General features: G+C 66.4%; 25 protein-coding genes. 17 read left to right on the top strand and 8 right to left on the bottom strand.

The features are described from left to right. The first annotated feature begins 382 nt into the window (after positions 1 to 382). The 4 genes from K8O92_15410 (at position 383) to narI (ending at position 7459) form a co-directional block, all read left to right on the top strand. Complete coding sequence (locus tag K8O92_15410) at positions 383 to 4066, top strand: nitrate reductase subunit alpha (GenBank protein UAK35085.1); 3684 nt, start codon at positions 383 to 385, stop codon at positions 4064 to 4066. 242 nt (positions 4067 to 4308) lie between these two features. Beyond that, complete coding sequence (narH, locus tag K8O92_15405; GenBank protein ID UAK35084.1) at positions 4309 to 6027, top strand: nitrate reductase subunit beta; 1719 nt, start codon at positions 4309 to 4311, stop codon at positions 6025 to 6027. Beyond that, the gene (gene narJ, locus K8O92_15400; protein ID UAK35083.1) at positions 6024 to 6704 is read left to right on the top strand and encodes a nitrate reductase molybdenum cofactor assembly chaperone; all 681 of its coding nucleotides are present in this window, start codon (positions 6024 to 6026) and stop codon (positions 6702 to 6704) included. The genes narH and narJ overlap by 4 nt, the downstream gene beginning before the upstream one ends. Next, the gene (gene narI / locus K8O92_15395) at positions 6701 to 7459 is read left to right on the top strand and encodes a respiratory nitrate reductase subunit gamma (protein UAK35082.1); all 759 of its coding nucleotides are present in this window, start codon (positions 6701 to 6703) and stop codon (positions 7457 to 7459) included. The genes narJ and narI overlap by 4 nt, the downstream gene beginning before the upstream one ends. A gap of 88 nt (positions 7460 to 7547) precedes the next feature. On the opposite strand, the gene K8O92_15390 is transcribed toward narI, so the two are convergent. Continuing rightward, a complete protein-coding gene (locus tag K8O92_15390) occupies positions 7548 to 8003 on the bottom strand; it encodes a VOC family protein (GenBank protein UAK35081.1) in 456 nt (151 codons plus the stop codon). A 311-nt stretch (positions 8004 to 8314) separates the two neighbouring features. On the opposite strand from K8O92_15390, the gene K8O92_15385 reads away from it, so the two are divergent. The 10 genes from K8O92_15385 to K8O92_15340 are packed head-to-tail and all read left to right on the top strand — an operon-like array spanning position 8315 to position 13708. Continuing rightward, positions 8315 to 9028: a hypothetical protein gene (locus K8O92_15385; protein UAK35080.1), complete on the top strand. Its 714-nt coding sequence runs from the start codon at positions 8315 to 8317 to the stop codon at positions 9026 to 9028. Between the two features lie 5 nt (positions 9029 to 9033). After that, positions 9034 to 10188 carry an SRPBCC family protein gene (locus tag K8O92_15380; GenBank protein UAK35079.1) on the top strand — a complete coding sequence of 385 codons (1155 nt, stop codon included), beginning with the start codon at positions 9034 to 9036 and terminating at the stop codon, positions 10186 to 10188. Continuing rightward, positions 10185 to 10595: a gas vesicle structural protein GvpA gene (gvpA, locus tag K8O92_15375; protein ID UAK35078.1), complete on the top strand. Its 411-nt coding sequence runs from the start codon at positions 10185 to 10187 to the stop codon at positions 10593 to 10595. Before K8O92_15380 ends, gvpA begins: the two co-directional genes overlap by 4 nt. Further along, the gene (locus tag K8O92_15370; protein ID UAK35077.1) at positions 10595 to 11356 is read left to right on the top strand and encodes a GvpL/GvpF family gas vesicle protein; all 762 of its coding nucleotides are present in this window, start codon (positions 10595 to 10597) and stop codon (positions 11354 to 11356) included. Before gvpA ends, K8O92_15370 begins: the two co-directional genes overlap by 1 nt. Positions 11357 to 11360: 4 nt before the next feature. Continuing rightward, positions 11361 to 11591 (top strand): gas vesicle protein GvpG, encoded by a 231-nt coding sequence (locus K8O92_15365; protein UAK35076.1) that lies wholly within the window; start codon positions 11361 to 11363, stop codon positions 11589 to 11591. A 28-nt stretch (positions 11592 to 11619) separates the two neighbouring features. Next, the gene (locus K8O92_15360) at positions 11620 to 11952 is read left to right on the top strand and encodes a gas vesicle protein (protein UAK35075.1); all 333 of its coding nucleotides are present in this window, start codon (positions 11620 to 11622) and stop codon (positions 11950 to 11952) included. Next, positions 11949 to 12383 (top strand): gas vesicle protein, encoded by a 435-nt coding sequence (locus tag K8O92_15355; protein UAK35074.1) that lies wholly within the window; start codon positions 11949 to 11951, stop codon positions 12381 to 12383. The genes K8O92_15360 and K8O92_15355 overlap by 4 nt, the downstream gene beginning before the upstream one ends. Beyond that, the gene (locus K8O92_15350; protein UAK35073.1) at positions 12380 to 13174 is read left to right on the top strand and encodes a GvpL/GvpF family gas vesicle protein; all 795 of its coding nucleotides are present in this window, start codon (positions 12380 to 12382) and stop codon (positions 13172 to 13174) included. The genes K8O92_15355 and K8O92_15350 overlap by 4 nt, the downstream gene beginning before the upstream one ends. Continuing rightward, positions 13171 to 13410 (top strand): gas vesicle protein, encoded by a 240-nt coding sequence (locus K8O92_15345; GenBank protein UAK35072.1) that lies wholly within the window; start codon positions 13171 to 13173, stop codon positions 13408 to 13410. Before K8O92_15350 ends, K8O92_15345 begins: the two co-directional genes overlap by 4 nt. Continuing rightward, a complete protein-coding gene (locus K8O92_15340) occupies positions 13403 to 13708 on the top strand; it encodes a gas vesicle protein K (GenBank protein ID UAK35071.1) in 306 nt (101 codons plus the stop codon). Before K8O92_15345 ends, K8O92_15340 begins: the two co-directional genes overlap by 8 nt. A 304-nt stretch (positions 13709 to 14012) precedes the next feature. On the opposite strand, the gene K8O92_15335 is transcribed toward K8O92_15340, so the two are convergent. Beyond that, positions 14013 to 14732, bottom strand: a complete 720-nt coding sequence (locus K8O92_15335) for a hypothetical protein (GenBank protein UAK35070.1) — start codon at positions 14730 to 14732, stop codon at positions 14013 to 14015. A gap of 401 nt (positions 14733 to 15133) precedes the next feature. Between K8O92_15335 and K8O92_15330 the strand changes: the two genes are divergently transcribed. After that, positions 15134 to 15613: a hypothetical protein gene (locus K8O92_15330; GenBank protein ID UAK35069.1), complete on the top strand. Its 480-nt coding sequence runs from the start codon at positions 15134 to 15136 to the stop codon at positions 15611 to 15613. An 89-nt stretch (positions 15614 to 15702) separates the two neighbouring features. Here K8O92_15330 and K8O92_15325 read toward each other — a convergent pair whose 3' ends face one another. From K8O92_15325 to K8O92_15310, 4 genes are all read right to left on the bottom strand, one after another. Further along, positions 15703 to 16149, bottom strand: a complete 447-nt coding sequence (locus K8O92_15325; GenBank protein UAK35068.1) for a cupin domain-containing protein — start codon at positions 16147 to 16149, stop codon at positions 15703 to 15705. A 431-nt stretch (positions 16150 to 16580) separates the two neighbouring features. Beyond that, a complete protein-coding gene (locus tag K8O92_15320) occupies positions 16581 to 16790 on the bottom strand; it encodes a transposase (GenBank protein ID UAK35067.1) in 210 nt (69 codons plus the stop codon). Between the two features lie 11 nt (positions 16791 to 16801). Continuing rightward, positions 16802 to 19126, bottom strand: a complete 2325-nt coding sequence (locus K8O92_15315; GenBank protein UAK35066.1) for a LuxR C-terminal-related transcriptional regulator — start codon at positions 19124 to 19126, stop codon at positions 16802 to 16804. A 321-nt stretch (positions 19127 to 19447) separates the two neighbouring features. Further along, positions 19448 to 20041 (bottom strand): ester cyclase, encoded by a 594-nt coding sequence (locus tag K8O92_15310; protein UAK35065.1) that lies wholly within the window; start codon positions 20039 to 20041, stop codon positions 19448 to 19450. Between the two features lie 74 nt (positions 20042 to 20115). Here K8O92_15310 and K8O92_15305 point away from each other — a divergent pair, with 74 nt between their 5' ends. Continuing rightward, positions 20116 to 20769, top strand: coding sequence for a TetR/AcrR family transcriptional regulator (locus K8O92_15305; GenBank protein ID UAK35064.1), 654 nt, complete (start codon positions 20116 to 20118; stop codon positions 20767 to 20769). 263 nt (positions 20770 to 21032) lie between these two features. Further along, positions 21033 to 21443: a hypothetical protein gene (locus tag K8O92_15300; protein ID UAK35063.1), complete on the top strand. Its 411-nt coding sequence runs from the start codon at positions 21033 to 21035 to the stop codon at positions 21441 to 21443. Positions 21444 to 21464: 21 nt separating this feature from the next. Here K8O92_15300 and K8O92_15295 read toward each other — a convergent pair whose 3' ends face one another. Further along, positions 21465 to 21896 carry a nitroreductase family deazaflavin-dependent oxidoreductase gene (locus tag K8O92_15295; GenBank protein UAK35062.1) on the bottom strand — a complete coding sequence of 144 codons (432 nt, stop codon included), beginning with the start codon at positions 21894 to 21896 and terminating at the stop codon, positions 21465 to 21467. 812 nt (positions 21897 to 22708) lie between these two features. Then, complete coding sequence (locus K8O92_15290; GenBank protein ID UAK35061.1) at positions 22709 to 23167, bottom strand: nuclear transport factor 2 family protein; 459 nt, start codon at positions 23165 to 23167, stop codon at positions 22709 to 22711. Positions 23168 to 23393 lie beyond the last annotated feature (226 nt).

Here is a 23393-nt window from a genome sequence, read left to right as displayed (position 1 = left end):
GCATGCGGGAAACCGGAGTGCACCCGGACGGAAATCGGTAAAAGGTACGCCGCCGAAGCCCGCTCGATTGTGTTAACAAATGTAAAGCGCGAGAGAACCGGTCGTTTCCAAAGCATCACCGGCACTGCCTGGAATTGATCTCCGCGACCGGCTTCCGGCCAGGTCATCGTCCATCTTCCCTGGTCGCCCCGCAGCGCGCATCCCGGCGGGCCTGTCCGGCCGTGACCGTCACGTTGCGGCGATCTCACAACTCACCACAGACCCGAATGGGGTGTGAGAGAGACGTTTGGCCAGCTGTGCGCGCCTCTTTACAGTCGGAACATCAACCCGATTTGCACAGCTCGAAGGGGACGTCGTGGTTAATTCGCGTAGCCAGGGTCGCGTGCCCTCCGCTCCGGCGGTCGACGCCGGGGACGCCCTCCTGCGGCTGGGGAAATACTTCCACCGGGGCGAGGTGTCGGCCGACCACCGGACGCTGCACAAGGTCGGCGGGCGCAGCGCCGACGAGTTCTACCGGGATCGCTGGTCGCACGACAAGGTGGTGCGCTCCACGCACGGCGTGAACTGCACGGGTTCGTGCTCGTGGAAGATCTACGTGAAAGACGGTGTGATCACCTGGGAGTCGCAGCAGACCGACTACCCGTCGGTGGGCGCCGACAAGCCGGAGTACGAGCCGCGCGGTTGCCCTCGCGGCGCGTCGTTCTCCTGGTACACCTACTCGCCGGCCCGGGTGCGCTACCCCTACGTGCGCGGCACCTTGCTCGAGCTGTACCGGGAAGCCAAGTCCCGGCTCAAGGACCCGGTGCTGGCCTGGGGTGAGATCGTCGAGGATCCCGAGAAGTCCCGCAGCTACAAGGCCGCCCGCGGCAAGGGTGGTTTCGTGCGCGCCGAGTGGTGGGAGGCGGCCGAGATCGCCGCCGCCGCACACGTGTACACGATCAAGCAGTACGGCCCGGACCGGGTGGCCGGGTTCTCGCCGATTCCGGCCATGTCCATGGTCAGCCACGCCGTCGGCGCCCGGTTCATCTCGCTGCTCGGCGGCTCCATGCTGTCGTTCTACGACTGGTACGCCGATCTGCCGGTGGCTTCCCCGCAGGTGTTCGGCGACCAGACCGACGTGCCGGAGTCCGCGGACTGGTTCGACGCCGGCTACCTCATCATGTGGGGCTCGAACGTGCCGGTGACCCGGACCCCGGACGCGCACTACATGACCGAGGCCCGCTACCGCGGCCAGAAGGTGGTGGTGGTCTCCCCCGACTACGCCGACAACACCAAGTTCGCCGACGAGTGGGTGGCCGCGCGTCCCGGCACCGACGCGGCCTTGGCCATGGCGATGGGCCACGTGGTGCTCAAGGAGTTCTTCGTCGAGAAGTCGACGCCGCGCTTCCTCGACTACATCAAGCGCTTCACCGATCTGCCGTACCTGATCACGCTGGACGAGCGCGACGGGGCGTATGTGCCCGGCAAGTTCCTCACCGCCGCCGACCTGGGCCGCACCGGCGAAGGCGTGCAGTTCCAGACCGTGTTGCTGGACGAGCGGGCGCAGCCGGTGGTGCCGAACGGGTCGCTGGGCCACCGGTTCGGCGAAGAAGGCGCCGGGCGCTGGAACCTCGATCTCGGGGACGTCGATCCCCTCCTGAGTCTGTATGGCCGCACCGACGATGCTGCGGCCGTACAGATTCCCCGCTTCGACAGCGACACCCCCGGCGTGCTCACCCGCGGGGTACCGACCACGACCGTCGCGGGCAAGCGCGTCACCACGGTCTTCGACCTGCTGCTCGCGCAGTACGGCGTCGGCCGCGACGGACTGCCCGGCACCTGGCCGAGCGGCTACGACGACGCGGCCGAGCCCTACACCCCGGCCTGGCAGGAGACGATCACCGGCGTGCCCGCCGTCCAGGCGCAGCGCATCGCACGGGAGTTCGCCGACAACGCCGACCGTTCCGGCGGTCGCTCGATGATCCTCATGGGCGCGGGCACCAATCACTGGTTCCACTCCGACCAGATCTACCGCGCGTTCTTCACCTTGACCCTGCTGACCGGTTGCCAGGGCGTGAACGGCGGCGGCTGGGCGCATTACGTCGGGCAGGAGAAGTGCCGCCCCGTCACCGGGTGGTCGACTCTCGCCTTCGGACTGGACTGGCAGCGCCCGCCGCGCCAGATGCAGGGCACGGTGTTCTGGTACCTGACCAACAACCAGTGGCGCTATGACCCCTTCACCGCCGAGTCGTTCGCCTCGCCGCTCGGCACCGGAAAGTTCGCAGGCCGCACGGCCGCCGACAACATCGCGCTGGCCACCCGGCTGGGCTGGATGCCGAGCTACCCGACCTTCGACCGCAACCCGCTGGACCTGGCGGACGAGGCCGAGGCGGCGGGCAAGACCGCGCCCGAGCACGTGGTGGACGGGCTGAAATCCGGAGACCTGCGCTTCGCCTGCGAGGACCCGGACGCGCCGGAGAACTTCCCGCGCTGCCTGACCGTGTGGCGGGCGAACCTGCTCGGCTCCTCGGGCAAGGGCAACGAGTACTTCCAGCGCCACCTGCTCGGCGCCGACTCCAACCTGCAGACCACCGACGCCACCGGCGTGCGGCCGCAGGAGCTGACCTGGCGGGAGACCGCGGCCACCGGCAAGCTGGATCTGCTGCTGTCGCTGGACTTCCGGATGACCAGCACCACGCTGTTCTCCGACATCGTGCTGCCCGCGGCCACCTGGTACGAGAAGCACGACCTGTCCTCCACCGACATGCACCCGTTCGTGCACGCCTTCTCGCCCGCCATCTCGCCGCCGTGGGAGGCCAAGACCGACTTCGACGCCTTCCACCGGATCGCGCGCGGGTTCTCCTGGATGGCCGAGAAGCACCTGGGCAAGCGCAAGGACATCGTCGCCGTGCCGCTGCAGCACGACTCGCCGGACGCGACGGCCCAGGCGGGCGGGCGCGTACTGGACTGGAAAGCCGGTGAGTGCGAACCGATTCCGGGCAAGACCATGCCGAAACTGGTCGTCGTCGAACGCGATTACCCGAAGCTGGCGGAGAAGATGGCCGCGCTCGGGCCGCTGATCGACACGCTCGGCGTCACCACCAAGGGCGTCACCACCTACCCCGACCAGGAGGTCGAGTACCTCGCCGGGGTGAACGGCACGGTGGTGTCCGGCGTGGCGCAAGGCCGCCCGTCGCTGGCCAAGGACACGCACGCGGCCGAGGCGATCCTCGCGCTGTCGGGCACCACGAATGGTCGTCTGGCCGTGGAGGGCTTCCACGCGCTGGAACGCCGCACCGGAACCCAGCTGGCCGACCTGGCCGCCGAGCACGAGGGCAAGCGGATCACCTTCGCCGACACCCAGGCCCGTCCGGTGCCGGTGATCACCTCGCCGGAGTGGTCGGGCAGCGAGACCGGCGGACGCCGGTACTCGCCGTTCACCATCAACACCGAGCGGCTCAAGCCCTGGCACACGCTCACCGGGCGGCAACACTTCTACCTCGACCACGACTGGATGATCGAGCTCGGCGAGCAGCTGCCGATCTTCCGCCCGCCGCTGGACATGACCGCGCTGTTCCGCGAGCCCTCGATCGGCGACGTCGGTGACAAGGGCGTCACCGTGCGCTATCTGACGCCGCACTCGAAGTGGTCGATCCACTCCGCCTACCAGGACAACCTGCACATGCTGACGCTCTCGCGCGGCGGGCAGACGATCTGGATGTCCGATCGCGACGCGGCGAAGATCGGTGTGGCCGACAACGACTGGATCGAGGCGATCAACCGCAACGGCATCGTGGTGGCCCGCGCCATCGTCAGTCACCGGATGCCGGAGGGCACGGTGTTCATGTACCACGCCCAGGACCGCGCGGTGGACGTGCCGCGCATCGAAGGACTCGGCGAGGACACCAAGGGACGGGGCAAGCGCGGCGGCATCCACAACGCGCTCACCCGCATCATGATCAAGCCCTCCCATCTCATCGGCGGCTACGCGCAGCAGTCCTTCGCGCTGAACTACCACGGCCCCACGGGAAATCAGCGTGACGAGGTCACCACGATCCGGAAGCGCTCGCAGGAAGTGGAGTACTGACATGGCCCGACGAGGTCACCACGCTGCGTCCATGAGCGCTCGCAGGAAGTGGAGTACTGACATGGCCCGACGAGGTCACCACGCTGCGTCCATGAGCGCTCGCAGGAAGTGGAGTACTGACATGGCCCGACGAGGTCACCACGCTGCGTCCATGAGCGCTCGCAGGAAGTGGAGTACTGACATGCACGAGCGCGGCACAAGGACGCACGAGGCACTTCCCGACGCGAGAAAGCGGTACTGACATGCGCGTCATGGCACAGCTGGCCATGGTGATGAACCTGGACAAGTGCATCGGCTGCCACACCTGCTCGGTCACCTGCAAGCAGGCCTGGACCAACCGCGGCGGCACCGAGTACGTCTGGTTCAACAACGTGGAAACCCGCCCTGGACAGGGCTATCCGCGCCAGTACCAGGATCAGGAGAAGTGGAAGGGCGGCTGGACGCTGAACAAGCGCGGCAAGCTCACCCTGAAGTCCGGGTCCCGGCTCGAGCGGCTGCTGAACATCTTCGCCAACCCGGATCTGCCCACGGTCGAGGACTACTACGAGCCGTGGAGCTACGACTACGACAACCTGCTGTCCTCACCGCCCACCGACACCACGCCGGTCGCGCGACCGAAATCGCTGATCACCGGCGAGGATACGCAGGTCACCTGGGGCGCGAACTGGGATGACGATCTCGGCTCCGGCCCCGAGCAGGTCGGCAAGGACCCGCTGCTGGCGAAGCTGTCCGATCAGGTGAAACTGGAGTTCGAAGAGACCTTCATGTTCTACCTGCCGCGGATCTGCGAGCACTGCCTGAATCCCTCGTGCGCGGCTTCGTGTCCTTCCGGCGCGATCTACAAGCGCGCCGAGGACGGCATCGTGCTGGTGGACCAGGACAAGTGCCGCGGCTGGCGGCAGTGCGTGTCGGGTTGCCCGTACAAGAAGATCTACTTCAACCACAAGACGGGCAAGGCGGAGAAGTGCACCTTCTGCTACCCGCGCGTGGAGGTGGGCATGCCGACGGTGTGCTCGGAGACCTGCGTCGGGCGGCTGCGCTACATCGGCGTCATGCTCTACGACGCCGACGCCGTGCTGGAGGCCGCGTCGGTCACCGACGACAAGGATCTCTACCCGTCTCAACTGGGGGTGTTCCTCAATCCCCATGACCCGCGAGTGGTCGCCGAAGCGGAGCGGGCCGGGATCTCGCCGGAGTGGATCCAGGCGGCCCAGGATTCGCCGGTCTACAAGCTGATCGTGGACTACCAGATCGCGCTGCCGCTGCATCCGGAATACCGCACCATGCCCATGGTCTGGTACGTGCCGCCGCTGTCGCCGGTGGTGGACGTGCTCACCGAGACCGGCCACGACGGCGAGAACGCGTCGAACCTGTTCGGCGCCATCGACGCGCTGCGCATTCCGGTGGAGTACCTCGCGGAGCTGTTCACCGCGGGCGAGGTGGGGCCGGTGCGCGCCGCCCTGCAACGCTTGGCGGCGATGCGCTCGTTCATGCGGTCGGTGAATCTCGGCGAGGAGCCGGACCCCTCGATCGCGCCGTCGGTGCGGCTGGAGCCGGAGGAGATCGAGGCGATGTACCGGCTGCTGGCCATCGCCAAGTACGAGCACCGCTACGTCATCCCGACCGGCGCGGGAGCCCGCGCGCACGAACTGGATTCGCTCGCCACCGGATGCAGCCTGGACACCGACGGCGGGCCGGGTATGACGGCGTTCGACCAGATGGTGGAGAAGTTCCACCTCACCGACTCCAATGATGCCGCGCCGCAGGAGAAGTCGTCCCGGATCAACCTGTTGAACTGGGACGGCAAGAGCACCGACGGTTTGCTGCCGACCAACGGCAACGGGCATGCCGACGGCGCGGGCAACGGGCACGCGAACGGCGTCGGCAACGGGCACACCAACGGCTCGAGCGGCACCGTCGCCGGTGAGCCTGACTCCACTCCGACCGGAGCAGGTCGATGAGCCTGCTGAAACTGCGCCGCCGCCCGGAACCGGTGGTCGAACTGGCCCAGCGCGACCGTCAATTGGTGTGGCGGATCGCCGCGCTGCTGCTGGACTACCCGAGTGAGCAGACGCTGGCCATGATCGGTCAACTCACCGACGCCGCGACCGTATTGCCGGACGAGGTGCGCGCCCGCCTGAGCGAATGCCTCGAGTACCTGCGCACGACACCGCCGCTGGAACTCGCGGCGGACTATGTCGCGACCTTCGACATGCGCCGCCGCGCCAGCCTGCACCTGACCTTCTACGCCTACGGCGACACCCGCAAGCGCGGAATGGCGTTGCTGCGCTTCAAGCACGCCTACCGGCACGCCGGTGTCGAACTCGGCGACGAGGAACTGCCCGACCACCTGCCAGTGCTGCTGGAGTTCGCCGCCACCGTCGATCCGATCGGCGGCGAACGGTTGCTCGGCGAGCATGTTCCGGTGCTGGAGCTGCTGCGACTGTCCCTGTCGGACAACGGGTCTCCCTATGCCGGAGTGCTCGCGGCGATCGGGGCGACATTGCCGCCGCCGACCACCGCGGACCGGAGGCGCATCGCCGAACTCGCCGCGCAGGGTCCGCCCGAGGAGGAAGTCGGGCTGGAACCCTTCGCGATGGACCCCTCCCTGTTCGACGGATCGGAAGGCCGACGATGAACGCAACGCCGAACCTGCCGACCGCGCTGTGGCTGATCCTGCCGTACGTCGCGTTCACCTCGTTCGTGCTCGGTCACCTGTGGCGCTACCGCAACGATCAGTTCGGCTGGACCACCCGCTCCTCGCAGGTCTACGAGAGCCGCCTGCTGCGCCTGGGCAGCCCGCTGTTCCACTTCGGCATGCTCGGGGTGTTCGGCGGTCACGTACTCGGCGTGCTGATCCCGGAATCGTGGACCGCCGCGGTGGGGATCTCCGAGCACGCCTACCACCTGATCGCCGTCTCGGCGGGGTCGGTGGCCGGGCTCGCCGTGCTGGCCGGGGTGGCCATCCTGCTCTACCGGCGTTTCACGGTTCCGGCCGTCCGCAAGGCGACGACCGGCAACGACAAGCTGATGTACGCGCTGCTGGCCGCCGCGCTGATCACCGGTCTGCTCAACACCTGGGGCAGCAACCTGCTGTGGGGGACCTACAACTACCGCGAGACGGTGTCGCCGTGGTTCCGCAGCCTGTTCACCCTCGGCCCGCAGCCCGAACTCATGGTGGACACCCCGTGGACCTTCCAGCTGCACGGGCTGGTCGTGCTCGCGCTGATCGGATTGTGGCCTTACACCCGGCTGGTGCACATGTTCAGCGCGCCGGTCGGCTACCTGGTGCGGCCGTATGTGGTCTACCGCAGCAAGGAATACGACGCTCCTGACAAGCGCCGTTACGCCCGGGCGTGGGAGGCGCCCGTCACTCCCGAACGCTGGCGTTGACGCCGTCGCGGGAGACCCCGCCCGGACAATGGCGTCCGGGCGGGGTCTTCGACATTGTGGGGCGTCCCCATCGTCTGCGGAGTCCCGATCAGGCGTTGTCGTAGGCGTCCCGGAGGACCTTGACGTCGAGTTTGGACATCGAGCGCAGGGCGGTGCCGACGGCGATGGTCTTGGCGGGATCGTCACCGCTCATCAGCTGCGGCAGCGCTGCGGGCACCACTTGCCAGGACAGGCCGTAGCGGTCGGTGAGCCAGCCGCACGGTCCCGGCTCGCCGCCGCGCGCGGTGAGCGCCTCCCACAGGCGATCGACCTCGTCCTGGGTGTCCACCACCACTTGCAGCGACGCGGCATCGGTGAGCGGGTGGTCCGGCCCGCCGTTCATCAGCGTGACCGCGTGACCGTCGAGATCCAGCGAGACGATGAACGCCGAACCATCGGAGTTGCGGGAGACCTCGACCACCCGCGAGTTCGGAAGCACCGAGGCGTAGAAGGCCGCGGCTTCCTCGGCGGCGTTGTCGAACCAGAAGAAGGTGTTGACGGACATGATGTGCTCCTGTGCTGTGGTGTGACCTGCTGTCACCTACCGGTCGGAGTCGCCCGCGGCTGTTCGACATAGTTCGCGAAGTTTCCCGAAATATTTTTCCGGGAGTGGCGGCCGCTCTCGGCCAGGTGATCGCTGGCAGCACTTCGACAGTCCCCGCATCCCGCACTCTTCGCAGGCAGAACCCATCGACCCGATGGGTAACCAGGCATACGCTGAGGTTTGGCCACCGCAATGTGGTCTACCCCACTTTCGGGAACGTCATGCCCGGCTCCACCGGAGCGGTGGCCGTCGAGGCGAGCAAGGAGTGAGCAATGAAAGGTGGATCGAGAATTGCGTTAGGGGTGGGCATCGGGTACGTGCTGGGCCGCACGCGCAAGATGCGCTTCGCGTTGTCGCTGGCGGGCGCCGCGATGGCCAAGCGATCCGCGGGGACGCCCGGGGACCTGCTCGAGCGCGGGACGTCGCTGCTCAAATCGCCGGAGTTGACCAAGATCACCGACACCGTCCGCGGCGAGTTGCTGGGCGCCGCGCGGTCGGCCGCGGTCGCCGCGGCGAGTAACCGCATCGATGCGCTGAACTCCCGTTTACAGGAGGGTTCGACGCTTCTGGAGGACGCGGACCGCCGCCGCTCTCGGAAGACGGATTCCGACGAGGACGCATACGACGAACCGGCCGAGGACGACGAGCAAGCAGGGTCCGCCGAGGAAGCCGAGCAAGCAGGGTCCGACCAGGACGACGAGCAAGCGGCGTCCGCCGACGACGACCTAGAGGACGAGTACGAGGAAGACGAGGAAGACACCGACCAGCCCGAGGCCGAGGACGACACCGAGCGGCCCGATGACGAGGACGACACCGAGCGACCCGCCGCACGACCGCGCACGCGCCGGTCGAGCACCGCCGCCAGACGCGCGGCGAGCTCCCGCAGCGAGGACCGTGGCTCCGCGGAACGAAAGCCGTCCGGCGTCCGTGGACGCCGCAGTCGCGCCGATGCCGGTGAAGCGCCCGTCCGACGCACGAGGAGGTGAGCGCGATGACGAAAACTCTGCGCGACGCTACGGCCGGAGTCGGTAAGGCGGCCACCGACACGGTCGGCCGGGCCACCAAAGCCGCGGGCCGGGCCGGCTCGACCGCCAAAGAGAAGGCTCCTCCGGCCACCCCGACCGGTGTGCTTCAGCAATCGATGCAGACCCTCGCCGGAACGCTGGCCGAACGCGCGGTGTCCGGCCTCACGAATCAGGTGTCGAAGACCGCGGGCCGGTTGACCGAGTACGCCGAAGGCGGTGGAGGAAATCTGCTGTCGGCGGTGACCGGCGTGGAGAAGCTGGCCGGAGGCGCCTCGCCGCTGCAGGCGGCCATGAGCATGGGCAAGAGCAAGCTCGGCCACACCCTGCGCGAAGGATTCGAATCGGCGAAGGAATCGCTGACCGGCGGCAAGGGCAAGGGTGGCAGCAAGAAGATCAAGCTGACCAATATCGTCGAGTACATCGACGTCGGCGTTCCGGTCGACCTGGCCTACGACCAATGGACCCAGTTCGCCGACTTCCCGAAGTTCACCAAGAAGCTCGAGCAGGTCGAGCAGGTGTCCGACGAGAAACTCAGCTGGACCGGCAAAGTGTTCTGGTCCAGGCGGACCTGGGAGTCCACGATTCTCGAACAGGTGCCGTTCGAGCGGATCGTCTGGCGCTCCAAGGGCCACAAGGGCCACATCGACGGCGCGGTCACCTTCCACGAGATCACGCCGGGCCTCACCCGCATCCTCGTGGTGCTGGAGTACCACCCCAAGGGGCTTTTCGAGAAGACCGCCAACATGTGGCGCGCGGCTGGTCGCCGGTGCCGTCTGGAACTCAAGCACTTCCAGCGGCACGTCATGACCGAGGCCGTATTGCACCCCGACGACATCGTCGGCTGGCACGGCGAGATCCGCGACAGCAAGGTCGTCAAGGACGACGAGACCGCACGACGCGAGGAAGAGGAGAACGAGCAAGCCGATCACGCGGACGACGAAACGTCCGACGAGGAAGAGCTGGACGAAGACGAAGAAGACGAGGCCGACGAGCAGGACGCGGACGAGCCGGAGGAAGACGAGGAGGACGAACAAGAGCCGCCCCGCCGTCGACCGGCTGCCCGCCGCCGCCGCACCACAGTGACCCGCCGGTCGCGCGAGAGGCGAGGAGCAGACGCATGACCATCGAACCCGCGGGAGGCGGAGGCGGCGGCGGAGCGGGCACGATGGCGCGCCCGAACTCCTCCAGCCTGGCCGACGTTATCGACACGATTCTCGACAAAGGCCTGGTCATCGACGCGTTCGCACGCGTGTCGCTGGTCGGCATCGAACTGGTGACCATCGACGCCCGCGTCGTGGTGGCCAGCGTAGACACCTATCTGCGTTTCGCCGAAGCCGTCAACCGGCTGGAGATCTCCACCAGCGAACCGAAGGGACTGACCGACATCGTCGGCGACGTCACCCAAGGCGCGGCGAAGCACAAGACACAGGGTGCGCTGGAGGCGGCGGGCGAGAAGGTCATGGACTTTCTCGGCGACGTGCAGGACAAGCGCCAGACGACGAGCAGGCCCAAACGCAGGGAGGGTTGATGACTACCGATCAAGCCGCCGTGTACGTCTACGGCATCGTGCCCGCCGACGTGGAGCCCGAGCCGCACGCCACCGGTGTCGGCGACCCTCCGGGCGAGGTCGCGGTGGTGCGACACGGCGAGATCGCCGCACTGATCAGCACGCTCGAATCCGATCGGCCGCTGGGTACGCCCGATGACTTGACCGCGCACGCCGAACTGCTGGACGGCTCGGCCGCGGTCGCTCCGGTGCTGCCGCTGCGGTTCGGTGCGGTCATGACCGACACCGAAGCGGTGGAGAACGAATTGCTCGGGGCGAACGAGGACGAGTTCCGCGCCGCGTTGGAGCAGTTGGAGGGTCGTGCGCAGTTCGTGATCCGGGGCCGTTACGTCGAGGACACGATCTTGCGGGAACTGCTCGAGGAGAACGACGAGGCCGCGCGGCTGCGAGACGAGATCCGCGACAAACCCGAGGACGCGACCCGCAATGCCCGGATCGCATTGGGCGAGCTGATCAATCAGGCCATCGAGGCCAAGCGAGCCGAGGACACCCACCGGGTCGTTTCCGAGCTCGAGCAGTTCGACGCGCTCGTCAACCATCGGGACCCCAGCCACGAGGAGGAAGCCGTCCACATCGCGGTGCTGGTCGAGCTGGCCCGGCAGAAAGACCTGGAGGAAACGCTGCGCAGGCTCGGGGAGGACTGGGAAGGCCGCGTGGAGCTGAGCCTGCTCGGTCCGATGGCGGCCTACGACTTCGTGACCAAGCACACAGCGGAGGGGTGAGGGCATGGGTCTGCTGTCATCGATCTTGTCGTTGCCCGTCGCTCCGGTGCGTGGCGTGATCTGGCTGGGCGAATTGATCCAGGACCAGGTCGAGCAGCAGATGCACGATCCCGCCACCATGCGGCGGGAACTCGAGGAGATCGATGCGGCCGCGGCGGCCGGTCAGCTGTCCGAAGAGGAGCGCAAACAAGCGCAGCAAGCGGTCCTGGATCGCATGACCGGTCGGCAGGCGTGATCGCGATCGATCGGAAGGAGTGACTCGCGTGGCACGCAAGACCACTTCCGGCGACTCGGAGGATGTGCACTCCGCATCGGACGAATCGTCTTCCCCCACACCCGCCCGAGCCGCCGCGACGGCGGCCGGGCATCTCGTGGAGCTGACCTCCAAGCAGGTGGAGGGCGTCACGTCGATGGAACCGACGGAGGACGGCTGGCTGGTGGAGATCGAGGTACTCGAGGACCGCCGGATCCCGTCCTCGGCGGACATGCTCGCACTCTACGAAGTCGAGATCGATGTCGACGGCAATCTGCTGGCCTACCGCCGGACCAGACGCTACGCCCGCGGCAGCACCGACATCGGAAGGGCTCGAACATGACGGTGGTCGGCGGCGGATCGTCCGCACCGCAGCCCTTCGGCGGCGAGCATCATTCGACGAACCTCGCCGACATCCTCGAGCGGGTCCTCGACAAGGGCTTGGTGATCGCGGGCGACATCCAGGTGAACCTGCTCGACATCGAACTGCTCACGATCAAGCTGCGCCTGGTGATCGCGTCCTTGGAGACGGCCAAAGCGGTGGGCATCGACTGGTGGGAGACCGACCCCTGGCTCAACAGCAAGGCCCACACCCTGGAGCGGCAGGACCGGGATCTCGAGCTCGAGAATCAGCAACTCCGCGACCGCATCGCCGAACTGGAGGCGGGCGGCCAACGCCGTCCCTCCATCGAACGCGGCCGCGAGCCGAGAGAACAACCCCGGCTCGAGCCGAGAGAAGAACGCCGCCGCGAGCCGAGGGAAGATCGCTCGTGACCGATGGGCTCGGGGTCTGGCTGTACGCGGTGACGTCCAGCCGAAACAGCGCGCAGGGATTGAGCGAGCTGACCGGAGTCGCGGGCGAGCCGGTGCGCTCGGTGGTCTCGCACGATTTGGCCGCGACCGTCGGCTCGGTGCCGCTGGAGGTGTTCGGAGAGCAGCCGCTACGGAGGCATCTGGAGGACCTCGACTGGCTGGAGGGCACGGCCCGCGCGCACGACGCCGTAGTTTCGGCCCTGGTGCGCCGAGGTCCCACCGTTCCGCTCCGGCTGGCCACCGTCTTCCTCGACGACGACCGGGTACGCGAGTTGCTCGACGAGCGGCGGGCCGACTTCGCGGCGGCGTTGGCGCTGGTGAGCGGCCGCACCGAGTGGGGAGTGAAAGCCTACGGCGATCGCGCCGCCCTGACCGCCGCCGTGGCCGAGGCGCGCGCCGCGAGCGAAGGTAACGCCAAAGGCGCCGGCGCGGCTTACCTGGCCCGGCGGCGCGCGCAACTGTCCGCCCAGGAAACCGTGGAACGCGACGCGGCCGAGCGTGCCGAGCAGATCCACACCCGCCTGGTGCACCACGCCGCGGCCGGACGACGGCAGGCGCTGACCGATCCGGCACTCAGTGGCCGCAGGGACTGGTTGGTGCTCAACGGAACATATCTCGTCGACGACGACCGCGCCGACGACTTCGCGGCCGCCGTCACCGCGCTGGGCGAGGAATTCCCCGGTATCCGGCTCGAACTCACCGGCCCGTGGCCGCCGTATTCGTTCGCGGGCGTGGAACGAGAATCGGCATGAGCCGGGTCGCGCAGAACGTCGAGGGGGAACGGCGCGTCGCGCTGGTCGACCTGCTGGACCGGGTGCTCGCCGGAGGCGTGGTGATCACCGGCGACATCAAACTCGCCATCGCGGACGTCGACCTGGTCCAGATCTCGTTGCGGGCGCTCATCTCCTCCATCAGCACCCTGTCAACCCTGTCCGTGCCACTCGGACCCACCGACCACCGCGCGCTGGAGACGCCACGCGATGACTGAATTCGGCGGCATACCACCGCGTATCGACACCGACCCCGAATCCGTGGAACGCGGGCTGGTCAGCCTCGTCCTCACCCTGGTGGAGCTCCTGCGCCAACTCATGGAGCGCCAAGCACTACGCCGAGTCGACGCGGGTGACCTCACCGACACCCAGATCGAACGCATCGGCACCACGCTGATGCTGCTCGAACAACGCATGGAAGAACTCCGCGACCACTTCGGCCTCACCCCCGAAGACCTCAACATCGACCTCGGCCCCCTCGGCACCCTCCTCCCCCGCGACCCACCGCCTGGCTGACGCCCGAGATCAGCGCCACATGGTGGAGGCCGTCCTCGGCGAATGCCGCAGCCACGTGCCGTTGATCTTGGAACCGACGGGCGAAGGCATCGTTAGATGCGTGCATGGCGGCCATCTGATAAAGTGGGAGCGCACCACGGAAGGTGCAGGAAGCTGGGGTTAACGGCCCTGCCGGTTCATGACCGGGGTTTCCACAGAAGCGCGGAGATTCGGGATTAACGCCCCGGTCGGCTGAGCCGATAGCTCAAAAGTAGAGCCCCGCTTTGTAATCTCGATGGGCGGCCGGTATCGGCCGCCCATCGTGCTATCTGGTCGCTATTTCTGAGCTGAGCTCGACATCCGTCAGTCCGATTACGCCGTAGTGATGCCGCGCGATGCCTTGCGCTTTCCGCAGAGCGAGCTTGGTGTCGTGCAGCACCCTGGGCTGGTCGGCGACGATCTCGTCGACCACCAGCCCAGCCCAGCAGGTTCGGGGAAGGGCAGCCTGCAAACCGACGTTGGTCTCGCGATCGAGGCGTTTGGTGATAGCGAGCGCGGCGATCATCTCGCCTTGCCCGAAGTCGATCCGATCACCGACTCGAAGAGTTCGCGGGTTGCGCTTGGCGAGGTCGAACCAACCTTTCTCCTGCGGAGCTGTCCACTTCGCCAGCTCATCGTGGAGAGCCTGCGTCATCGTGCTGCCGTTGTGGATCACGGCGTTGCGCATCAGGCGCAGCACCGTCATGTAGGACATCATGTCGGTGTCGTACATATGGCCGGTCGTACGCTCGAAACCCGGGTGCAAGTCGATGAGATTTCTCTTAGCGAGGGCGCTCGAGCAGAGTTTGTTCTGCGCCAGCATCTCGACGCAGGTCCTCATGTAGTCCTCGTGCAAGGAAAGTACGTACGGTACAGCCATTTTGCCGAGATGTGCGTCGGCGCCGAGAAGGATCGTACGGGCGTCGTCGGACTTCAAGTTGAACCGCTGAATGTGATCAACCGCCGGGAACACCTCGGGCAGCAGCCGATCCGACCCCTCGGTCAACCTCAACAGGTGCGCTGACAACTGGGCACCCGCGAGTAGTGCCATCATCGCGTTGTTGGCCTCGGCCTTGTGGTGCTCGTACTCGCGGAAGGCCCGAAACCGCACCATCTTGCCGCGTGCCGGACCGCCCCTGCTCACTGGATCTCCCCCACTCCCGTACCCCTGCCAGGCTCTGCAACAAACAGCCGAACGGGAAGCGGTCGTAGTTCGGCAGGCAGGCCGCCGAGCTCTGAAGCCGTTGTCCCCACCAATGTCACGCCGAACGCGCCGACCACCGTCGACACCCGACCCTATCAGCGGTCGGCAACGATGGCTCGGGGCGGATCTGTCGCTCGATCTGCGCTTGCCGGATCGGAGGAGCGGCCTCCCTCCGGGAGCAACCGACATCCTTCAAGCGTGGTATGACGCCCGACGAACTTTCGAGCGAGACCGCTAAGGTGAGCGCGGTGAAGCTCCTTGGTCGCCCGGCTGTAGTCGCCCTCGTCTACATCGTGAGTTCGATTCTGATCGGACCGGCCATCTACCTTACTGGCTACGGGCTCGTCCAGAGCAGTGATCGCTGCGGTGGTTCCGCGCTGGTGATACCAGACCACCCGAGCGGCGGTTTGCCGCAGATCGATACCACCGCACCACGGGAAGTACCAGCAGCAGGTTCGCAGGCACGCGAAGGGAATGCGGATTACTTTGCCGCCAAGATCTTTTGGGTCGCTGGTGCTGGGATCATGCTGGCGGTCGGTGTTCTCCTACTGGTGCTTCTGGTGACGAATCGCTCCCGGACCGGCAGGTTCCGGCTCGTCCTGAGCAGCCTCGGTGTTCTCATCATGGTTTTCGGGTATGGGGTCACCTTGGCCGCGGGCCTCCACCCGAATTCCTGCACGTAGTCGATCGGGCAGTGAGAGTTCGCGGACGTCAGCGGCGGCCTGCTGCGGGGCGCAAGCGCCGCGCGGATCGTTCCAGCCGCCGGTAGCTTCTAAGCGCAGGGTGGGGCGGGTGCGTCGACGAACAGCGGCTGACCGGTGGGTGGGGCGTAGACCACGTCGAGGACGAGCGGTTCGGCGCCGAGGTTCAGGCCGATATGGACGTTCCATTCGCCCGCGGGCTCGTAGATGAACTCGCCGGTGCGGTAGACGGGAGCGGCACAGTCCGGACCGGGGTGGGTGAGCGTGCCCGATCGGACGAAGCCGAAGACGGGGCCGTCGTGGTAGTGCCAGCCGGTGGAGCCGCCGGGGCCGATCGTGATCTCGCGGACGACGAGGTCGGTGCCCGCGACGAACGGAAGCAGTCCGGCGGGGATCTGCGCTTGGCCGAGGGTGACCGCGGTGATGTCGCTACCGGGCGTCGCATGGGCGGGGGCGGCACCCGCCAGCGCACCGGCGAGCACGACGGGCGCTACGGCGACGCGGAGTGAGAGCGTCATCTTGGCAGCTTAATCCCACCGGGTCGCCTCGTACCTCCGCTAGCACGACAGTTGTAGTTCGTCACTTTGGTAATCGGGTCCGTTGGTAGCGGACCATCGGCGCCGACCTGGACACCAGCAGCTACCCACGCGGCGGCACCGTCACCCCCCACCGAGTTCCACGCCCTGCCGATCACACCCGACGCCTTCCACGGCGACTGGAACTACACCGTGGCCCCCTGCGCACTACACCCGCCCGAGCAAGCCCCGACCCACCGCACGCTCGATCCCGCCGTGACCGAAATGCTCACCGATCCGGCTCTGACCGGCATGTCTCGAACGGACTTCGCGCAGCTGGTCGCGGTCTCGGAACCGTATTGGGACGCCCTGGCAGAGGCGGCCTTCCAACGTCGCATCCACCGCCCGCTCCAAAAATCAACTCCGACAGTGATTTACGGACGAGCCCCCAGCGCCCCGCAATACATCCGCGCCACACCAGGAGAGTTCGTCCCGTCCTTCGGGATACCGGTGTCATCGACCACGAGGGCGTCCGGATCGATCAACCGCGCCGCCCACCCGGTCAACCGGGCCCTCACCTCGGTGTGGTCCCAGGTCGAGGTGGTCACGAACTGCTGGAGCTGCTGGTGAGCATCCCAACCCACCTGACAAAGTCCTACCAGGCGCGCCGGGGGAGCTTGGTTGCCTCCTCTGTGACCTGGGGGCGCACCTCGGGCGGTATCAGGGCGGCGATGCGGGTGCGGGAGTTGATCAGCAGCTTGTTGAAGATCGAGGCCATCTGCGCGTCAACGGTTTTGGTCGATGTGCCGCGTCGGGCCGCGATCGCGGTGTTGGTCCAGCCTGCGGCCGCGAGGACGGCGACCTGTTGTTCGGCGGCGGAAAGTTCTTGCCAGTGCGTATAGGGCTGGTTGCGAGCGGGGAGGTGGATCGATGACTGGCCGAGTGGCATGTCGCCGAGTGCCAGCCGTGCCGCTTCGTGATGTTCGGCTCGCAGCGTCGCGCCCGAACGGTACGCTGCGGCGAAGCGTGTGCCGAGCACGGAGCGAGCGGCCTCGGTGGCCGCGTCGGTCGCGGCCACGAAAGGGCCTAGGTTGGTGTGTTCGGCGGGGATGCGTTTGCGGAGTTCGCTGCTGCCGCCGAGTAGGTGCGCGATCTCGGTTGCCCATTCGACGAGCTGTTCCCGGCGGACTGGACGGCTCTCGGTGCGTGCGATGACGATCGACTTGGCGAGGGTCCAGGCGCGCAGGTGGGTGCCGAGTAGTACGCCCCAGCGGTCGTTCATGTCGAGGTGCGCTCGCAGCGCCAGGCGACCCAGCGGCATTGCCTCGCGCGGATCGTCGTGGATGGTGAGCGCGAGCGCAAGCACGAACTGCGCCCACGACGTCGCCCACTGGGCCCCGGCGCGGGTGGCTCGGTCGAGGTAGTCGCGTGCGCTGTCGAGTGCTTGCGCGGCGGTGCCGAGCAGGGCCGCCGCCAATGCCCCGGTCAGCTCGCTGGTGGCCGAGGCGCCGAGATCTCCTGCCGCGGTGAACTTTTCCCGTGCCCGCTGCAGCACCGCGACGGCTCGCACGTCTCCGCGCGCCAGCAGTAGCTCGACGCCGTGTGCGAGGTCGACCCATGCGGGCAATCCGTGATCGTGTTCGGGGTTCGTACGCCAACGGGCTCGATCCGCCTGGTCCGGCAGGCATAGTGCGACACATTCGTCAAGTGCGCGTGCGGCATCCGCGTTCGCGCCGCGCATCAGACTGAGCCAGGTCATCAGCGCTTTCGCTTCGATCCGCAACGCCATCGGCAACTGCGCCGAATGCTCCGCGAGCGTCACGGTCCGTTCGATGAGTGAATATGCCTCGCGCAATGAGCCATTGAGGATCGGCAGGCGAATAGTGACGACGCCGACGGCGATCCGCAGGCCCTCGACGGCGGTTTCGGGCGAGTGCAGACTCTCGTCGATGGCGCGCACCAGGTTGGGCCAGACCAGCCGAGCCCAGTGCAGCAGTTCCTGCTCGGCCGGGCCGAACCATTCGGCCTGCGCTCGAACGATTTTGCCGCAGTAGTAGTTTCGGTGTTTCGCGGCCAACCGCTGCCACTCGGTGGACGAGCGCTCGTGCAGCCGCTCGGCGGCGAAGATCCGCAGGCTCTCCACCAGCGAATAGCGCACCGCTGTCGGTGTCAGGTGCAGTGAAACCAGCGAGTGGTCGGCCAAGCGATCGAGCAGATCGGCTATCTCCGCTCGCGTGATGACCGCAGCGGTGCCGTCGAAATGCTCATCGGCACATACTGCTTCGATCGCCTCCAGATCGGCGCCCCCGTCCCGGTCGGCGAAGCCCGCGTCGTCTTCGGACGCGGTGTCGTACCCGGCGGCGAAGATCGCGAGCCGCTCGAACAGCAGCCGCTCCTTGGCGTCGCAGAGGTCGTAGGACCAGGCGATGACGTCGGCGATGCGGCGATGCCGTTCCTCGACGCCGAACCGGGGTCCGCCCGACCAACGCAGGCGGCGATCACCAGATTCTCCGGTCAAGTCGCGCAGCAGCATCGCCAGCGGCTGCCGGTGCAGCCGAGCCGCCGCAAGCCGAATATAGAGCGGATTGTTGTGCACTCGCGTGCAGATCGACACCGCCTGCTGAACCTGTTCGCGGTGGACGATCGGATGCCCGGCCAGCTCGGCACGAGCGCGAAACAATGCGAGGGCTTGTCCCTCCGTGAGCGGCGGAACAGGGAGCAGTCGCTCGTCGGTCCAGTCGATCGGCTTTCGGCTGGTCGCCAGGATCGTCACATCTGGTGCCGCCTCCAGTAGATTCGTGATCACGTGGCCCGCTGCGAGCAGCACATGCTCGCAGTTGTCCACCACCACGATCGACTGCCCGGCCCGCCCTCCGCCCGTTCGGTCGGTCAGCGTCTCGACCAGTGTGTCCCAGGCGGATCGTCCCGAGAAGTCCGCGTCGACAACGGCTCTGGCGAATTCCTCCTCGACGGCGGTCACCCCGCAATCCTTGGACAACCTCGACAGTCGCACCCAAAAGACGGGAATCCGTCGTGCTTTCTGATATCTGCGGATCGCTTCGTGCGCCAGGAAAGTCTTGCCGATGCCGCCCGCGCCGACCAAGGTGATCAGCCGAGTGGAGCCGAGCAGCAGCGTTGCGATAGTCGAGAGTTCGCGCTCTCGACCGACGAAATCAGAACTTCTCGAGGCGTTCTCGATTGCCGATAACTGGTCGGCCGAATGTGGCCGAGGAACTGTCGCGAGTGCGCCAGTACCCTCATGCCTGCTACCGATCCAGTGCACCGCAGGTCCTCTCTGTGTTCAGTCGAGTGATCGACGAGCCGAATGGCTGTTGTGGTTGGTCGTGCTGGCGGCGTCGGCGGCGTCGGCAGCGGCGCGGGTGACCTCGCGAACCGCCCGCCGGTTGCGGCCGAGAAGTTCGTGCGTGGCGAGCCGGAACATCGCCCGCGGGTTGGGTGGTAGATAGCCGAGCTGGGTCATCATCGCCAGGTCGTCCCGAACGGCTATGTGGCTGTTGGTCTTTCCGTCTTTGAACGTGTCGATGTGGGCTTGCCGTACCCGGATGGGGCGCCCGGTCGCCGGGAATACCTTGGGCTTCGCGCCGGGCGGGTAGACGATGAACGGCCCGGTGTGGACGGCGCACATTTCGGTGAAGGCGCAGGCGCGATCGCCGGACTCGATGAAGTCGAGGATGTCCCAGCGCAGGTCCGAGAACGCGGTACGCAGCCAGACGCCGGTGGCCAGCATGCCGGGCACGCCGGGCTCGCGGCAGGCGGGCGGTTCGTCGAGCGCCATGTGGTTGACGTGATCCGGGCTGATCACACGGTGAGCGAGTTCGACATCACCCGTGGCAAGCATCCGGAACTCGTTCTCGACGATCTCTCGCGCATCCATGAGCAGCTCCCTGCGGACCATCAGTATGATTAGTAGACTGGTATGCTAGCGAGTATCACGGATAATGTGAACCCATGACCGGCGAAGTCAAAGCCCGACATCGCTCCACCCGCCGTCAGCTGCAGGCAGCCGCGACACGGATCGACATCCTGAACGCGGCCGAAACCCTGTTTCTGGCCCGCGGCTACGCGGCGACCTCGGTCGATGCCATCGCCGAGGAAGCGAACGTCGCCCGCGCGACCGTGTTCACCGCGTGCGGATCGAAGGTGGAGATCCTGAAGGCGTTGCGGGACATGCGACTTGTTGGTGACGACGAGCCGATTCCGATGCTGGAACGCCCCTGGTTCCGCGAGGCCCTGGACGCCGAAAGCACCGAACAGGTCCTGCGACTCCACGCGCGCAACATGCGGATGATCTGTGACCGTGAGGCGGGTCTGGAGCTGGTGCTCGCCGCGGCGGGCGACGTCGAGCCGACGCTGCGCGACCTGCACGCCGAATCGCACCAGCAGCGGCAAGCCGGGCTCCGCATGATCGGCGAAGCAGCAGCGGCCAGAGCCGCAGCCCCCATCGCCGACCTCGACTCATACGTCACCGTCGTGTACGCCCTATCCGGCCCCGAGGTGTACGACCTCCTGGTCCGCAAAGCAGGCTGGACATCCGACCGCTACGAAGAATGGCTCGCAGCAACCCTCATCCAGCAGTGTAGGGAGTCGGCGCGGCGGTCGTAGGAAGCGGTTCCACGCACGCGCTGGATCGCTATCTATGCGGATATGGGATCCGTGATGTATGCGTTTGCGCAGCATGCCCAGGGACCAGCGGCGGTCCCCGATCAATGGAGTGGTCCCCGGAGGCTGCGCCTTCGCGTCGGGGTCGGCGCTGCCTGTCCGGCCGTCGCCGTCCCGGTGGATGGCAGTCAGACCGCTGGATTGTCGGGCGACTGAGCCCCACGGAAGGTGTGCAATCGGCTCCAGCATGCTCACAGTCATAGTCGGTGACTCCCCCTCTGGGTATATGGCTGGCGAACGCAGAAGAGTCGCTCATTCGCCGGGTGATCGCAAAGAACACCGATCCGCTTGTTTTCTACCCAGGTAACGTCATCGCCGATCGCAATGATCCACACATGCGTGAGCAGGCAGACGCTGCCCTTCGAGAACCGGTATTCTTCGAGCTTGCGAAAAAGTTCGGCGAAATCGATCGGTTGGTCACCGACCTGGACATAGAACTGGACAAACTTCTGGGTTCCGTTGCCGTTCGGCTCGCAGAAATTGTGCCGTCGCAGACGACGAGCTGGAGCCTGTCATCGACTGATCGAGTAGGACTTCCTGGGGCGAGCCGTGACAAACCGAGACGAATCCGGCAGGACATAAATGGGACAGCGCCCGACTGTGCCCTGCCGTATTGAGCTCTTTCGAATCTGTCGGCGTCAGTCGAGAGGTGACAGCACTACCACGGCGGTCGGTCGCGTCGTCTGTTTTTGGTAGGCCGTATATTGTCCGTCGAGAACCTTGTCCATGATCTGGAACATGCGCGTGTAGTGCGGGTCGCCTGGATACAACGCACGTGCCACCACCCGTATCCGCCGCCGTACGATCTGAATTTCGCACGCCGGCTGCGACTTCAGATTAGCCAGCCACCCCGGCGGTCGCGGCGAACCGCCATTGGACGCAGCGATCAGATAGTCCTCGCCGTCCCGTCCGTAAACCAACGCTGAGGTCCGCAAATGCCCCGTTTTGCGTCCAACCGTCCGTAGCAGCAGCGTCGGCTTCCCGAGCAGCGTCCGATGCCCGACAAATCCACCACTGTGCTCGTAGACCCACTGATGCACCTTTAGGACATGCGCGAAAACACCAGGCATGGATCACCTTTCATGCTGTCACAGGACACTCAGCCTAATCACCCGACCGTCCCACCGGCTTCCCAGCCCGTGGCATATTCGGCGGCTTCGAAGGAGACCCTGAACCAACAAGCGAGCGTTCATCAGTTCATCTCGCCGGATCGCTGGGTAGACCAAGCTGGCTCGCGACAGGGCTGATTGTTTGTTCAACCCATTAGTACTCCAGCATCACTTCGTGATGTAATCGGCGTCGTCGCTGGTAGTGGGCCTGTTTTGCCTGGTGCTGGTGGCGTCTGCGCCAGGTCGACCAGTGCAACGCAGTGGTGAGGTTCGGTGTCGGTGTGGTCAGGTATGCCGGGAGACGTCTGATCTCACCGACCGTGAGTGGAATGAGGTCGCTGCCAATGCTTTTGGGGAGATGGCGGCTGTCACAGCAAGGTATGTGGGTGCCATGTAGTAGGCCGTTTCGAGTTCGCCTTTGGCGTCAGCGACCGACGAGCCAGCAGCCAGCGTCCCCAGCCGGGTCCGGCCTCGCTCACGGTCGGCACCGTGGCGACGGCCCAGTCGAACACCCGAGGGCCTTTCGCGCCGTTTCCGCAGCTACGGCGCTTCCACGCCTGCGGGGGCGCGTCGGCCACGATCTGGCCGGCGCGGCTGCGGCTCCACACGCGGATCTGCTCCGGCTGACCACGATCGGCGCGAGAACCGGCCAAGAGCGGCAACGGTGTCCTGTGTTCGGTCGGTTCGCCACCACTGGTGCTTATCATTCTGGCCTGATCACGCTGGCGACGACGCCGCACAATGCCACCGCCGCGGCCACCCACTCACCTGATCTATGAGTGCGCGGCCTCGGTTTCGGCGCTACCAGCTACGGCAGCATCTCCGAAGACGTCGCGGTGCCCGCGCGCAGTGTCCATGTACTCGCGAACCCGGTGGATCAGGCCGTCCCGTAACTCGAAGACGAAGCAGTAGTCATTGCTGTAGGCGTTTCCGTTCGCCAACGTGGCACTCATCGTTTCCTCCACGATCACCCGGTCTCCGTCCAGGTAGAAGCCGCGAAAGTCCACAGTGACGTCACTGACGAACAATTTCGTGTACTCGTGGGCGAGGAAGTCGGTGATCGCCTGCCGGCCGATCATGTGACTGGGGATGTCGAGCGCGACCGCGGTGGCGTTGTCCGCCGGGGCGAGCCATTCGGCGTCCTCGGTGAAAAACGGTGCGATCCGCTCGGCGTCGTGACTGGCGAACGCCCGCCACGCGGCCTGAACGATAGCCCGGTTGTCGGTGGTCATGGACCCACAGTACAAATGTCCCACGCGGCAGACTAGCGGAAAACAGACAAGATCATTTGCGTCAGTGCGCCGACCGGAGCGTCCACAGCCGTCCACAACTGTGCCGCCGCGCTCTCCGCGACCCGGCGACGCCACGGTCGTGGCGGTACGCGGCGTGAGTGTCCGGAATCCGGCGACTGGATTACGGTACGTACGTGGCCAGGTCAGACGAAAGGGATTCGGCGGC

It is taken from the genome of Nocardia asteroides (assembly GCA_019930625.1).
GTDB lineage: Bacteria > Actinomycetota > Actinomycetes > Mycobacteriales > Mycobacteriaceae > Nocardia > Nocardia sputi.
The sequence above is the reverse complement of the archived record's forward strand: the minus strand, read 5'-3'. Positions and strand labels throughout refer to the sequence as shown.

What these genes read in the sequence shown, in the direction of transcription:
- K8O92_15290 (UAK35061.1), bottom strand. Translation starts at nt 23,167, where the DNA reads ATGACCACCGACAACCGGGCTATCGTTCAGGCCGCGTGGCGGGCGTTC.
- K8O92_15380 (UAK35079.1), top strand. Translation starts at nt 9,034, where the DNA reads ATGACGAAAACTCTGCGCGACGCTACGGCCGGAGTCGGTAAGGCGGCC.
- K8O92_15365 (UAK35076.1), top strand. Translation starts at nt 11,361, where the DNA reads ATGGGTCTGCTGTCATCGATCTTGTCGTTGCCCGTCGCTCCGGTGCGT.
- K8O92_15305 (UAK35064.1), top strand. Translation starts at nt 20,116, where the DNA reads ATGACCGGCGAAGTCAAAGCCCGACATCGCTCCACCCGCCGTCAGCTG.
- K8O92_15340 (UAK35071.1), top strand. Translation starts at nt 13,403, where the DNA reads ATGACTGAATTCGGCGGCATACCACCGCGTATCGACACCGACCCCGAA.
- narH (UAK35084.1), top strand. Translation starts at nt 4,309, where the DNA reads ATGCGCGTCATGGCACAGCTGGCCATGGTGATGAACCTGGACAAGTGC.
- K8O92_15330 (UAK35069.1), top strand. Translation starts at nt 15,134, where the DNA reads ATGACGCCCGACGAACTTTCGAGCGAGACCGCTAAGGTGAGCGCGGTG.
- gvpA (UAK35078.1), top strand. Translation starts at nt 10,185, where the DNA reads ATGACCATCGAACCCGCGGGAGGCGGAGGCGGCGGCGGAGCGGGCACG.
- K8O92_15390 (UAK35081.1), bottom strand. Translation starts at nt 8,003, where the DNA reads ATGTCCGTCAACACCTTCTTCTGGTTCGACAACGCCGCCGAGGAAGCC.
- K8O92_15385 (UAK35080.1), top strand. Translation starts at nt 8,315, where the DNA reads ATGAAAGGTGGATCGAGAATTGCGTTAGGGGTGGGCATCGGGTACGTG.
- narI (UAK35082.1), top strand. Translation starts at nt 6,701, where the DNA reads ATGAACGCAACGCCGAACCTGCCGACCGCGCTGTGGCTGATCCTGCCG.
- K8O92_15345 (UAK35072.1), top strand. Translation starts at nt 13,171, where the DNA reads ATGAGCCGGGTCGCGCAGAACGTCGAGGGGGAACGGCGCGTCGCGCTG.
- K8O92_15295 (UAK35062.1), bottom strand. Translation starts at nt 21,896, where the DNA reads ATGCCTGGTGTTTTCGCGCATGTCCTAAAGGTGCATCAGTGGGTCTAC.
- K8O92_15355 (UAK35074.1), top strand. Translation starts at nt 11,949, where the DNA reads ATGACGGTGGTCGGCGGCGGATCGTCCGCACCGCAGCCCTTCGGCGGC.
- K8O92_15310 (UAK35065.1), bottom strand. Translation starts at nt 20,041, where the DNA reads ATGGATGCGCGAGAGATCGTCGAGAACGAGTTCCGGATGCTTGCCACG.
- K8O92_15370 (UAK35077.1), top strand. Translation starts at nt 10,595, where the DNA reads ATGACTACCGATCAAGCCGCCGTGTACGTCTACGGCATCGTGCCCGCC.
- K8O92_15325 (UAK35068.1), bottom strand. Translation starts at nt 16,149, where the DNA reads ATGACGCTCTCACTCCGCGTCGCCGTAGCGCCCGTCGTGCTCGCCGGT.
- narJ (UAK35083.1), top strand. Translation starts at nt 6,024, where the DNA reads ATGAGCCTGCTGAAACTGCGCCGCCGCCCGGAACCGGTGGTCGAACTG.